The organism is Bacteroides sp. MSSM.1001136sp1_RTP21357st2_D2_RTP21359_211015 (assembly GCF_040913205.1).
GTDB lineage: Bacteria > Bacteroidota > Bacteroidia > Bacteroidales > Bacteroidaceae > Bacteroides > Bacteroides ovatus.
Genome location: NZ_JBDFVF010000011.1, coordinates 93,796 through 106,903 on the forward strand (window position 1 = coordinate 93,796; position 13,108 = coordinate 106,903).

The 13,108-nt window shown below is 40.0% G+C and carries 14 protein-coding genes and 1 pseudogene; 3 read left to right on the plus strand and 12 right to left on the minus strand.

Annotated elements, in window-relative coordinates; translation table 11 throughout:
• Positions 1–220: 220 nt before the first annotated feature.
• Together nadC and AB5217_RS09360 are read right to left on the minus strand one after the other, a co-directional pair.
• Complete coding sequence (nadC, locus tag AB5217_RS09355; protein WP_004300759.1) at positions 221–1,069, minus strand: carboxylating nicotinate-nucleotide diphosphorylase; 849 nt, start codon at positions 1,067–1,069, stop codon at positions 221–223.
• Positions 1,062–1,454 (minus strand): DUF4783 domain-containing protein, encoded by a 393-nt coding sequence (locus AB5217_RS09360; RefSeq protein ID WP_004326554.1) that lies wholly within the window; start codon positions 1,452–1,454, stop codon positions 1,062–1,064. Before AB5217_RS09360 ends, nadC begins: the two co-directional genes overlap by 8 nt.
• 127 nt (positions 1,455–1,581) lie before the next feature.
• On the opposite strand from AB5217_RS09360, the gene rlmH reads away from it, so the two are divergent.
• A complete protein-coding gene (gene rlmH, locus AB5217_RS09365) occupies positions 1,582–2,055 on the plus strand; it encodes a 23S rRNA (pseudouridine(1915)-N(3))-methyltransferase RlmH (RefSeq protein ID WP_004314516.1) in 474 nt (157 codons plus the stop codon).
• Between the two features lie 19 nt (positions 2,056–2,074).
• On the opposite strand, the pseudogene AB5217_RS09370 reads toward rlmH, so the two are convergent.
• The 6 genes and pseudogenes from AB5217_RS09370 to AB5217_RS09395 all read right to left on the minus strand — a co-directional run bounded on the left by AB5217_RS09370 (position 2,075) and on the right by AB5217_RS09395 (position 6,068).
• A pseudogene (locus AB5217_RS09370) lies at positions 2,075–2,673 on the minus strand (nucleotidyl transferase AbiEii/AbiGii toxin family protein).
• Positions 2,628–2,927 carry a DUF6922 domain-containing protein gene (locus tag AB5217_RS09375; protein WP_004311349.1) on the minus strand — a complete coding sequence of 100 codons (300 nt, stop codon included), beginning with the start codon at positions 2,925–2,927 and terminating at the stop codon, positions 2,628–2,630. The pseudogene AB5217_RS09370 and the gene AB5217_RS09375 overlap by 46 nt, the downstream one beginning before the upstream one ends.
• Before the next feature lie 77 nt (positions 2,928–3,004).
• Positions 3,005–3,646 carry an HD domain-containing protein gene (locus AB5217_RS09380; protein ID WP_032843261.1) on the minus strand — a complete coding sequence of 214 codons (642 nt, stop codon included), beginning with the start codon at positions 3,644–3,646 and terminating at the stop codon, positions 3,005–3,007.
• A gap of 37 nt (positions 3,647–3,683) precedes the next feature.
• The gene (gene queF, locus AB5217_RS09385; RefSeq protein ID WP_004304260.1) at positions 3,684–4,139 is read right to left on the minus strand and encodes a preQ(1) synthase; all 456 of its coding nucleotides are present in this window, start codon (positions 4,137–4,139) and stop codon (positions 3,684–3,686) included.
• A gap of 580 nt (positions 4,140–4,719) precedes the next feature.
• Positions 4,720–5,379, minus strand: coding sequence for a 7-cyano-7-deazaguanine synthase QueC (queC, locus tag AB5217_RS09390; RefSeq protein ID WP_032843260.1), 660 nt, complete (start codon positions 5,377–5,379; stop codon positions 4,720–4,722).
• Between the two features lie 8 nt (positions 5,380–5,387).
• Positions 5,388–6,068, minus strand: a complete 681-nt coding sequence (locus tag AB5217_RS09395; protein ID WP_032843259.1) for a queuosine precursor transporter — start codon at positions 6,066–6,068, stop codon at positions 5,388–5,390.
• A 231-nt stretch (positions 6,069–6,299) separates the two neighbouring features.
• Between AB5217_RS09395 and AB5217_RS09400 the strand changes: the two genes are divergently transcribed.
• Positions 6,300–7,304 (plus strand): virulence RhuM family protein, encoded by a 1,005-nt coding sequence (locus AB5217_RS09400; protein ID WP_032843257.1) that lies wholly within the window; start codon positions 6,300–6,302, stop codon positions 7,302–7,304.
• A gap of 231 nt (positions 7,305–7,535) precedes the next feature.
• On the opposite strand, the gene AB5217_RS09405 is transcribed toward AB5217_RS09400, so the two are convergent.
• Entirely contained in the window at positions 7,536–8,042 is a 507-nt protein-coding gene (locus AB5217_RS09405; protein ID WP_004326549.1) for an RNA polymerase sigma factor, read from the minus strand.
• Between the two features lie 163 nt (positions 8,043–8,205).
• Here AB5217_RS09405 and AB5217_RS09410 point away from each other — a divergent pair, with 163 nt between their 5' ends.
• Complete coding sequence (locus AB5217_RS09410) at positions 8,206–9,495, plus strand: DcaP family trimeric outer membrane transporter (RefSeq protein ID WP_032843255.1); 1,290 nt, start codon at positions 8,206–8,208, stop codon at positions 9,493–9,495.
• A gap of 123 nt (positions 9,496–9,618) precedes the next feature.
• Here AB5217_RS09410 and AB5217_RS09415 read toward each other — a convergent pair whose 3' ends face one another.
• Genes AB5217_RS09415 through AB5217_RS09425 form a run of 3 tightly spaced genes read right to left on the minus strand, consistent with a single transcriptional unit; the run spans position 9,619 to position 13,072 of the window.
• Positions 9,619–10,242, minus strand: coding sequence for a hypothetical protein (locus tag AB5217_RS09415; protein ID WP_032843253.1), 624 nt, complete (start codon positions 10,240–10,242; stop codon positions 9,619–9,621).
• Between the two features lie 43 nt (positions 10,243–10,285).
• Positions 10,286–10,624, minus strand: coding sequence for an ADP-ribosylglycohydrolase family protein (locus AB5217_RS09420; protein WP_333527318.1), 339 nt, complete (start codon positions 10,622–10,624; stop codon positions 10,286–10,288).
• A gap of 15 nt (positions 10,625–10,639) precedes the next feature.
• Positions 10,640–13,072 (minus strand): PQQ-binding-like beta-propeller repeat protein, encoded by a 2,433-nt coding sequence (locus AB5217_RS09425; RefSeq protein WP_032843252.1) that lies wholly within the window; start codon positions 13,070–13,072, stop codon positions 10,640–10,642.
• Positions 13,073–13,108: the final 36 nt, after the last annotated feature.

Sequence of the window (13,108 nt, forward strand, 5' to 3'; positions counted from 1 at the left end):
GTATGTCTGCGTCGTTTGCTCATTAGACGCGAGAGTTTGAGGAATGCTGCAAGGAATATTGCTAAAAGAAGTTAAAGGATAGATAATTAATAAACGGGAAAGAAAAAACGGTGAACGATAAACGGTAAATGATGAACAAAGCTGCGCATAATCATGCTACAAAATATCCACCGTTTACTGTTTATCGTTCACCGCTTACAGTTCACCGCTTATTATACTATCAGCATGCTTTGAAACTCATGTCCAGTCCTTTCACTGAATGAGTCAAAGCTCCTACAGAGATGAAGTCTACGCCACATTCGGCATACTCACGAAGAGTATCAAAGGTGATACCACCCGAAGATTCGGTTTCGTATTTGCCTGCTACCATCTCCACTGCTTTCTTAGTCATTTCGGGAGTGAAGTTATCAAACATGATACGATCCACTCCGCCAAGGTCAAGAACTTGTTGCAGTTCGTCGAAGCTGCGGACTTCTATTTCTATTTTCAGGTCTTTGCCTTTTTCCTTGCAATATTCTTTAGCACGAGTGATGGCTTTGTCGATACCTCCGGCAAAGTCCACATGATTGTCTTTCAGAAGAATCATGTCGAACAGACCAATACGATGGTTTACTCCGCCACCGATTTTCACTGCCATTTTTTCGAGGATACGCATACCGGGAGTTGTTTTGCGGGTATCAAGCACACGGGTATTTGTACCTTCCAATACCTTTGCATATTTACGGGTCATTGTTGCAATGCCGCTCATACGCTGCATCACGTTCAACATCAGGCGTTCGGTCTGAAGTAAAGATTGCACTTTTCCTTCCACTACCATTGCTACATCACCCGGTTTCACTTCTGTTCCGTCATTGATAAACACTTCCACTTTCATGGTAGGATCAAAACGGTTGAAGATTTCTTTAGCTACTTCGATGCCAGCCAACACACCGGCTTCTTTGATAAGCAATTTTGATTTTCCCATTGCCGTAGCGGGAATACATGAAAGGGTGGTATGATCGCCATCACCTATATCTTCTGCAAAAGCAAGATCGATCAACTTGTCGATCAGTTCTTTTTCCTTATTCATTGATCTTGTCAATTCTTATTTGATGTATTAAATATTGATTCTGCACTTTCTTCAGGAAGCAGTTCACACGAAAGTTCCCATTAGTAGTAGCCAACGTGCCGATAACGAAACTTGATTCGTCCCGTTTTCCCTGATGGTTCACATTAAATCCGCTGACTTTATTCTTCGTAAAGAATTCCTGCATCGCAGCTGTTGCTTTCTGTTTGTCAACGTTTGTCGAGCGACCTTGGAGCACCAGGTTTACCTTGTCCCCCATATACTTACTTAGCTCTTGCGAGCTTCCTCTTTTAAATGCCGTAATCACTCCTGCCGGTATCTCTTGCGCCATTAGCAACGAGAGGGAAAGAAGCAATGCGGTCATTCCTACGAGCACTCGTTTTTTCATAATTACAAGCTTTTAAGTTGAAGTTTAAAGGCTTAAACTTTCAACTAATGATAGGCAAAGGTAAGCATTAATTGCAGAATAACATAAAAAATGCCTATTTTTGTGCAATAATCAGAATTGTAGACGTATGAAAACAACCCTGCTCGTCGTAGGACGAACCGTAGAACAGCACTATATCACTGCCATCAACGACTATATCCAGCGCACCAAACGCTATATCACTTTTGATATGGAAGTGATTCCCGAACTGAAAAACACCAAGAGTCTTTCAATGGAAGTACAGAAAGAAAAGGAAGGAGAACTGATACTGAAAGCCCTTCAACCGGGTGACGTCGTGGTGCTGCTCGATGAACACGGTAAAGAAATGCGCTCTCTTGAGTTTGCCGAATATATGAAACGGAAAATGAATACGGTAAACAAACGATTGGTGTTCATTATCGGAGGTCCTTATGGCTTTTCAGAAAAAGTGTATCAGGCAGCACACGAAAAGATTTCAATGTCGAAGATGACTTTTTCTCATCAAATGATTCGGCTGATATTCGTGGAGCAGATTTATCGGGCAATGACGATATTGAATGGAGGGCCGTATCATCATGAATAGTAACTTATCTCATATACTATTATAAACGAGACAAAATAGACTTTTTAATTTCGTCCCAAGATACATCCACAAACATATAAGGCATTGGCTCCTCCTCCGCATCTTCAAAATAAGCTAAACTTTTCATAGCCATAAAAGAAGATGAGTCAGGATATTTCTGAGAATAGAAATCCAATAGATTTTTCAATGAATACTTTTTCAACAAAAAGTAAATATCTACAAAATCTTTTTTAGTACCTCTCCCTTCAATAGCAGTAATTTTCATTGCCGCAATATCTCTAGGACTTGCCAAACGTATCCCATCTTTATATACGACATCATCAAGCCAAGGATAAGTATAGTTCACGATATCTATTTTAACCTCATTCAATACGTAAATGTGTATATTCTTAGAATCATTTAAGACAGTCAGTGTCCCAAGTGTTCGTAAAGCTTCCTTCAAATCTTGAGAATCTACATTAATCTGACCAAAAAAATCCAAATCGACCGACTTTCGATGTCCTAATTGCAAACTAATGCAGTACCACCGACTAGACGAGTATTACAAAGTACAGGTAACTGTTGCAACTTTTTTAAAAGTTCCAGTGTTGTGGATTCGACCGTTGATAAGTGTAACATCTAAATTGTTCTTTAGGAGTTTGTGAAATGGCAGAAAGATAAGCTAAAGCCCGAGGCTCCAATTCACGAAACCCCTTAGCTATTTCGACGATTCTCCCAAGTCCATAATATTGTTTTACAATATTCCAATCTTGCAACATACCATATTCAAGCACTCTCTTTATTATATATTGTGAATGCTTCTCCATATCCAAATCATCTTTATTGACATCCCAAAAAAGATATGTTGAAAATCGAGTAATATATTCTTCCATTGTCTATCGTATTGCAATCCTTAATATGACAAAGATAAAAATAAAAAATGAATCGAACGCAAGCTAATAGCTATATTTCACAAAACTGTATTATTCTCTTCTTCATAGATTTTATTAAAAACTCTAAAAAGTTTTTTTTCATCCGCAATTAGTTGACGAAGTTCTGCCAACCGTCCGGCATTATCCGATTGGGGTATCCATAACGTCAGATACCCTCCTTCTGCATATTTTTCAGTTAGATGTTTCCGAAAACGGGCATATTGCTCTTCTTTATCCATCTCCGGATAATGAGACAGCCCATATTGTACGGTACGGCGTAAAGTAACTTCGGGATCAATAATTCGGTCAGCCTCGGCAACAATCATTCCATAGATTGTTCTGGGAGCCTGTTTATTGGAAGCCCGATGATCTTCTATCGCCTCTTTCATCTGCAACAGCTGTTCATCCGTAAACCAACGCCGCAAAGTTTCGTCGGCTAACAATACTTTGCCGGAGGTTATATGATGAAATTCACGTCCTTCATACAACCCCAGGTCATGATAAGCAGCAATGACATAAACCATCGAATAATCGACTTCATAATACGTCGCTAATTTCAGACTTTCCTCAATTACCTTTTCTACATGGTCAATTTGATGCGCTTTATCAAAGTTAGCGTATTGAGGAATAATACTTTGCCGAACATAGTTTTGCAATTCAGCAGGCACATGATGAGTCATATTCGATTTTTTTAGCTAGTAAATTCTTTTATTTATATTATTCCCGATTCATCAAACGATGTTCTGCCATCTGTTCGAACTTTGTTCCCGGACGACCATAATTGGCATACGGATAAATGGAAATACCACCACGAGGAGTAAATATTCCCGTTACTTCTATGTATTTGGGATTCATCAATCGGATAAGATCTTTCATTATGATATTCACGCAATCTTCATGAAAGGCTCCATGACTGCGGAAACTGAAAAGGTAGAGTTTCAAACTCTTACTTTCTACCATTTTTATATCAGGAATGTAGCTGATACGTATTTCGGCAAAGTCCGGCTGTCCGGTAATAGGACACAGACTTGTGAACTCCGGGCAGTTGAAACGTACCCAGTAATCATTTTCAGGATGCTTATTATCAAAGGCTTCCAGTACTTCAGGAGCATAATCTTGTTTATACTCGGTTTTTCTTCCTAATAAGGAAAGTTGGTCTTTTAATTCTGTCATTGCACTCATTAACTACAAACTCTACTCTAAACAAAAAAACGCATTTCTTCTTTCACCTATCACCGTCCTGCCTCAAACGCCTTATTCATCGAGGTTTTAGTGGTGAAGGATTCATTTCACAACCTATCACCGCATCTATCACCTATCACCATCAACTCTTATCCTACGTTTGCTTTCTCCTCACCTCACTTGTTACAGTGTGTTTCATTGCTTGAAACAATGTGTTTCCCGCCTTGAAACAAAGTGTTTCATTACTTGGAACAAACTGTTTCAAGTCTTGGAACTTATAGTTTCAAGCGTTAGAAACTTTAGTTTCCTACCGTTGAAACTTTAGTTTCTCACCTATGAAACAACAGTTTCAAGCTATTGAAACTAATCTAAGCCAATACATTCCGGACAGAAGCTACTATCATTTATTAATTAGAACTTACCGGTGACAATAGATGTGACGGCAAAATGTCAAATTTAGCTGCTGTCACTACTTGCTGTCACAAACTAGAAATCTTATAATCAAACATTTATCTACAACAATGTGACAGATGACAGCAATAAAACGCATTTTAATCTCTATGTAGAGATATTATTGATTCTTACTTTTTAAATACTTTTCCAATCCTTCCCGACGCAATGTACAAGCCGGGCAATGTCCGCAACCATCTCCCTGAACGCCATTATAACAGGTCAAAGTCTCGGTGCGAATCAGTTCCAATACCCCCAGTTCGTCGGCCAATGCCCATGTTTCTGCCTTATCAATCCACATCAAAGGGGTATGAATCACAAATTGTTCATCCATAGCCAGATTGAGAGTTACATTAAGAGACTTGATAAAGGCATCACGGCAATCGGGATAACCGCTGAAATCTGTTTGAGAAACTCCCGTTACCAAATGATTAATACCACGTTCACGGGCATATACTGCTGCGATACTTAGAAAAAACAGATTACGTCCCGGAACAAAGGTATTAGGAACGCTATCTGCAGGTTTTTCCTGATCCATCACCATCGTAGTATTGGTCAATGAATTATGACCTAACTGTCCGATAAAAGAAACATCCATCACATCAAATTCCACTTCCGCTTTCCGGGCTATCTCCCGTGCAAGCTCCACTTCTTTCTGATGTTTCTGACCGTAAAGAAAACTCAAGGCATATACTTTCTTAAAGTTGCGTTTTGCCCAAAACAAACAAGTCGTAGAGTCCTGTCCACCACTAAACACAACCAATGCTGCTTCTCTATTCATATTCTATCTTAAATATCTTTGACTTTCAATACATTATAGGAGATATCGGTATCATACACATCGCTACCGTCTATCTTCTTAATGGCTTTCACTACACGAATTGTCACCGGAAGGATCATAACTTCATACATGGATTTCAGCACAATCTGAATCCCCATCATGATAAGCAGTTCTTTCCAGGCAATAACTCCACCAAAAGCTACCGGGAAAAAAATCAATGAATCGGCAGTCTCACCTACAACAGTCGACCAGATGGCACGGGCCGAAAAGTTACGCCCCTGACTGGCTACTTTCATCTTACTCATCACATACGCATTGAGAAATGAGCCTACCAGAAAAGCCATCAGACTGGCAGCCACAATACGGGGAGCCATACCGAACACAAAATTGAAATGTTCCTCGCCCTCCCAGAAAGGAGCAGCCGGAATGGCAACAGCTATCAACCCAAGAGCAACCACGAAGAAGTTCATGGCAAAACCACTCCAAATGATGAGCCGCGCTTTCTTGAATCCCCAAACCTCGGCGATACAATCATTAATAATATAAGAAATAGGAAAAACTAATAATCCGGCTGTCACGGTCAGACTACCTACCTGGATTACTTTTGTTTCAAGGAGATTGGCTGCAATGAGACAGACATTAAACAAAATGCCCAGCAACATAAAGGGTACAGATACTTTTTCTTTCATAATTCCTGTTTTTTACGTGGTGTTCTAGAATACACGGCCGCTATTCACGGCATCATACATTTTTTATTCTTTCAGGGTGCAAAGGTATAGGAAAAACTATGAAAAAGCAAAAGAAATCCGATGATTGACATACATTTCACCGAAAAGACATAACTTTGCCAAATATAGAGCTTAATGTTTGTATCAAAGATTAAACTTATAAACCATATTTAAAGAAACGATATCTAAATCATGGCAAAAGAAAATAAAAGCAATATCATCATCTACCAGAGTGAAGACGGGCAGACACACATAGAAGTGCAGATGGACGAAGATACCGTATGGCTATCCCAACAGCAAATGGGCGACCTTTACCAGACGTCTCGAACAAATGTGGTAGAACATATTAAGCACATTTATGAAGATGGTGAACTTGTTGAAGAGTCAACCTGTCGGAAAATCCGACAGGTTCGACAAGAAGGAGCGCGCATGGTTGAAAGAGAAATTCCTCACTACAATCTTGATATGATAATATCTTTAGGCTACCGAATAAATTCAATTCAAGCCACACACTTCCGTCAATGGGCAACGGCACGCCTTAAAGAATATATCATCAAAGGCTTCACCATGGACGACGAACGATTGAAGCAGATGGGAGGAGGCTATTATTGGAAAGAGTTGCTCGACCGCATCCGTGACATCCGATCGTCTGAAAAGGTGATGTATAGACAAGTGCTTGATATCTATGCTACTGCCGTAGATTACGATCCCCGCGCCAAACAATCTATTGAATTCTTCAAGATTGTTCAGAATAAGCTACACTTTGCAGCCCACGGACATACAGCTGCAGAAGTTATTTATGAACGAGCCGATGCCGACCAACACATGATGGGACTAACTTCCTTTAAAGGCGACCATCCGACATTGCGCGATGCAAAGATAGCCAAGAATTACTTGAGCGCAGAAGAACTCAAAGTGCTGAATAACCTTGTCTCCGGATATTTTGATTTTGCTGAAGTACAAGCTATCAAGCACCGTCCAATGTACATGAACGATTACATCAAACATCTGGATGCCATACTGTCTTCCACGGGAGAAGTTCTATTGATGGATGCCGGTATGATAAGTCATGAACAAGCTATGGATAAAGCTAAAATAGAATATCGCAAGTGGGAAGTGCGCACGCTTTCACCCGTAGAACAAGCCTACCTCAACAGTATCAAAACACTGAATCATAAAACTAAAAAGAAAGGATGAATAAAAAAGAATGAAAACTCTCTAATTATTAAAGAATCCTTTTTCAGACGACTACTGTGAAAGAAAAATCCATAGAAGCAACCCATACCGCACAAGAAACGCCCAAAAGGCCAAACACAGAGTACAGGAAAACTGGATTGACAGTAAAAAAGCCTTCCCATCAGCGTCGTATTCTGACAGGTAGGCTCATCACTTTGACCTTAAAACACATCACTCAATCAGGCCTCTGCATCAGGAGGAGAAATCTTTCAATTCCTCTTTCAACCGCTTGCGGATGAAAAACAAACGGCTCTTTACCGTTCCCATCGGCAATCCTAATTTTTCGGCAATCTCTCTATACTTAAATCCGGCAACAAACATCTGGAAGGGAACTTTCATTTCTTCCGGTATGGAATGTATCACCCGATACAGCTGTTTCATATCATAGGTAAATTCAAATCTGTCGGCATCTTCATCTTCGATCAAATGTTGCTGATTGATAGAATAACTGTCATCAATCAGATTCATTTCACGAACTGTACGACGGTAGTTATTGACGAAAATGTTACGCATAAGCGTATACATCCATCCTTTCAGATTCTTACTATACGTAAACTTCTCATGATTGTCCAATGCTTGCAACACACAGTCCTGAACCAAATCGTTGGCAGAATCACGGTCTGCCGTCAACTTATACGCAAAACGGTGCAAATCCGGCTGTATGTCTAATATTCCTTGAGTAAATTCTACTTTTCCCATCGTCGTATCTCTATTATCTAATTAGTATGGTACAAAGATCCGTCTTTTTAGAATCATTATAAATAGCAATTCTTCCGATTAGTTTGGCAATTTTTCCTTTACCCCTCTCAACCATTTCTTTTTTTAGTTGTTCATTGGGCATTCACCTAAAACTTAACTCATAATGAAAACAAGCTTTAAAATGGTAGCTATGCTACTGGGGATAGGAATTTTCCCCCTCTGTGCCCATGCACAAAAAAAGGTAATCATCGAAGATGAAGAACCCAACTCGATCATGTTTGTCTCGAAGAACAAAGCAGGAGATGAAATTATCCGAATCATGAACGACCGTTCACAGATGCGTTTTCACGACCCGAATGCTCCCCGCTTCCTGCTCACCGACCAGAAAGGGAAATTCGCCCTGGGCATCGGAGGATATGTTCGTGCAACAGCAGAGTATGACTTTAACGGTATCGTAAATGATGTCGATTTCTATCCGGCATTGATTCCACAACGCGGAAGCGGCAATTTTGCCAAAAATCAATTCCAGATGGACATCACCACTTCTACCCTATTCCTCAAACTGGTAGGACGTACGAAACATCTGGGAGACTTCGTTGTATACACAGCCGGAAACTTCCGGGGTGACGGAAAAACCTTTGAATTGCAGAATGCTTATGCGCAATTCCTCGGTTTCACGATCGGATATAGCTACGGTTCGTTCATGGACCTCTCCGCACTGCCTCCCACCATCGACTTTGCAGGTCCTAACGGTTCAGCCTTTTACCGCACTACGCAATTGAGCTATATGTGTGATAAGTTGAAAAACTGGAAGTTTGGCGTTTCTATGGAAATGCCTTCGGTAGACGGAACAACCAACAATGATTTGTCTATCAACACCCAACGAATGCCGGACTTTGCCACTTCCGTACAGTATAACTGGAACAGCAACAGCCATATTAAATTAGGAGCCATTATCCGCAGCATGACTTATTCGAGCAATGTGCATGAAAAAGCCTATTCTGCTACCGGCTTCGGTCTGCAAGCCTCTACAACCTTCAATATTACCAAGAAATTGCAGGCATACGGACAGTTTAATTATGGAAAAGGTATCGGATCTTACCTGAACGATTTAAGTAATCTAAACGTAGATATCGTTCCCGATCCTGACAATGAGGGGAAAATGCAGGTTCTCCCAATGCTGGGATGGTATGCAGGGTTGCAATACAACCTTTGTCCGAGCATCTTTATATCCGGCACATATAGTTTATCCAGACTTTATTCTGAAAACGGATATCCAAGTGAAAATCCGGAATCCTATCGCAAAGGACAATATCTGGTAGCCAATGCTTTTTGGAATGTAAGCAGTAACCTGCAAGTCGGCGTTGAGTATTTGAGAGGATGGCGTACTGATTTCAGTTCTTCAACCCGTCATGCTAACCGGTTGAATATGCTGGTACAATATTCTTTCTAACCAATGAATATTTCTTCTAACTAAGTGTGAAAGAATTGTCCGGTTCTATATAGAGCGACAACCAATAAACCAGTATGGGAAACAATAGCTTATCCCATACTGGATTTCAATAAATATTATTCTCTAGAGTTCCCCGCTTGCCCTAAAAATAACAGCTCCAGTCACTCCTATCACACAGTCTGCTGATTCTGCCCTTTTTTCTCCCTTTACGACTAATCTTACAGAATGCTTGCCTTGCGGCAAATTCAAAATATGGAAAATATTAATCCCCCGATGCTCTTGATTCGCATAATAAAAGAAACAATCAATGGTGCCTTTCAATACTCCGTCAATATATACGTCGGCTTTACCACCTTCTTTTATCCACCACCCTTCAATAGATACTCCCGTCCCTTCAAAATTCAGACTAAGTTCATCCCCCGCTTTATTGCTAAATATAGCGGACTTATCCTTATCCATCATCCACGAACCGCTCAAATTCCATCCCGGATCAATCATATTCAATCTTTTATGAAAAGCCACTCCTTGAAAAGCATCTTCCATCGGAAAAGCTACAGGTTGCTGCCGCACAATCATTACTTCTTTCTCCATCACTTTTCCTTCATTCTGAATGATTATATCCTGAGCATATTCCATTGTTCTTTTTACGGCAGAATGAAAAGAATAACTAGTATGTAGAAATAATGAATCTCCCATTTGTTTCACTGCCTTCTGATAATCAACCGGCAAACCACTAAATCCCTTCATAACTCCTAAAAGGGCAACTGCATTTGAAGGATTACAATCTGAATCAGTTCATAATATGCCCTATTTTATCAGCCATTTTATTGGCCGTTTGCGGCATCCCCGGACACATAAAACCTATATAATCAGCCTCAATCTGAAAGTCAATATCATCCGCATGAAGATTGTAGTCGGGATGTCCTGATTGCGGTGGAAATATACTATCATGGAAGTTTTTACGAGCCTGCACATTAGCATGCCATAGCTTATAGTTAGCTTTAGCCAATAACTCCTGATATTTTTTGGCCGGAGCATCCATCCCGTATTTATCCATCGTTTCCATGAAAGTCAACTGAACATACATATCATCTTCATATTGCGAAAACTGAAAGTATAAAATACAAATATTTTCTGATCATTATTACAATGTTTTATTTAATATAAATCTATATACATTACCTGCAAAATCGGCAACGTACAATGCATTTCCCAATACGGCAACCGAAGAGAATATGGGGACACCTGTTTTAAATCTCCCCACTAACTTACCATCTGTACGGTTCAGCGCATAGAGTATTCCATCGGAAGCACCCATAAACACGGTATCACCCATCAATACAGGTGTTGTTTCCACTGTGGAAGACGGTGGTATGGAATAAGGAGATGAATAAATTAAGGATGGCCCCGTTTTAAAATGCCATTTTTCATCTAAAGTCTGACGATCTAAAGCTATTATTCCATTATTAGCTGTTCCAAATATAATTTCAGATTCAGTAACCAAAGGAGTTGAATTCACATCGACCGAACAGCCTAACTTCTTACGTAAAATGATCTTTCCTGTTGTCGGATCCAAAATGAACAATGAATGAGAAGAAAGAAGATATACGTTATTCTCCACCCAAGTAACTGAAGCTGAACGATAGATTAGTTCAACATCTTTGTTCTCCCACAACAAACAACCGGTAGTCGCATCATTAGCATATAATCCTTTCCAGTTAGCATGCCCAATCAAAACATTCTGTCCAAAAGAAAGTGTAGCCACGCATCCCTCTCCTCTTGTCCAGGCCTCATTTTTCCAAAGTTGTTTACCAGTAGGTGCATGGAATGCATACAATGATTTCCCCGTTCCTGCATACAACACTTTGCCAACCGCTGCCAATCCGTCATCCAAAGGAGGGAGTATTCCTGTCCTCAAATTTTTCCCCCAAACCAATGTTCCGTTCTCCGCATCAATCGCATACAAGTTTCCATATACATCCTGGGCAAAAACCAATCCTTCAGAAGCAGCTATACTGCTACGTACCGAACCACGAACTGAATATCGCCAACGAATGGTTCCACTCTGAGCATCTATACACACAACGGATGCTTTTCCCGACATATTATCATCCACAGAGGCCATGAAAACACATTCTTGATAAACCAAAGGAACAGACATATATACGGAAGCACCTATATTTTTAACCCATGTCAACCTCAAACGCTGCTGTTGTTCTATAGGTTTTCCATATAGAACCGAACGTCTAGTTTGCTTTACTTCTCCATTATTGAAAATCGCTTCAACTACTACCGTTATTCGCCGATTCTTCCATCGAGAAAACAAGGGAATCTCATCATACCAATTAAAATCACTTTGACGTACCAAAAACTTATCCGATACGACTTTTCGTCCCTCATATTCACACCAATAGCGTATAGAACGTATTGGCGATGCTGTATAATAAGCATTAACAGATAGGGGGACACTGCCCGAAGGCAGCACAGGTACCTGCCCATTTTCCAATGACACGATATGCAAAAAAGGAGAGAGATAACTGTAGCGCAACTCTGAAGTCAGTCCGCCTTTCGCATCAACTGTCAGCACCCGGAAAGAAGAAAGCGCATGATCTATTCCCCCACAAGCAGGCGAAGGCGTACAAATCGTATATACCCCTGTCGGTTCATGTCTATACATTTGGTTCACATGCCAATGTCCATATAGCCAAGCTTTCAAACCGGCTGCCGGTAGATCTATATATTCTGTGTCACTAATACCATACTTAAAAGACAATGTATCTTCTGATATACTATGATTAAAGACAATCACAGATTTCCTCTTATCAGTATGAGCCAAATCATTCTTCAACCAATGATATACATCTTCTTTCGTATAGTAAGGCGAATAATCCCCATGAAGCATGGGAGTCATGACATAATGTATATTTCCTACTTCAAAAGAATAAAAAGTGGGTCCGTAAATCTTCTCGAAAAGCTCTTCTCCATAACCTCCTTTGACTAAATCGTGATTACCCATACCATAGAATACCTGTGTATCTTCCATTAAAGACGTATTCAACAGTTGAATATGACTATTCAAACCTGCTTCATAACAAATGTCTCCTGTATGTACGATAAAAGCTATTTTCTCATTATTTGAGTAATCACAAAGATTATCTACCCACTCTTGATTACCTTCTTTTCCACGAATCTCCGTATCTGAAATATGTATAAACCGATGGGTTCCATCTGCCAGAATACCATTCCGACAAGGATATACAGGAAAATCATATTCCATACGTCCCGTCTCTATCGGTCGATAGTATGCATTGTCCGTTTTATATCCGGAAGGAGTAGTTATAAAAAGAAAATGCGCACGAGTATGTCCCGGCAGTCTGAAGGTGCCATCTGAATCTGTAGACACTACGTTCAAACCATCAGAGACTGATACATCTTGCAACAATTTTTCTCCTTTGTCGAAAAGTCCATTCTTGTTTTCATCGACAAAAACTTTCCCTGCATATTGTGCCATAGTTTGATGAGCGATGCAGCTCAACAGACTAATAACCATTCCATATTTTATAATAATACCACACATTTACTCACCTTTAGCTATCTGTATCTTTAATAAAAA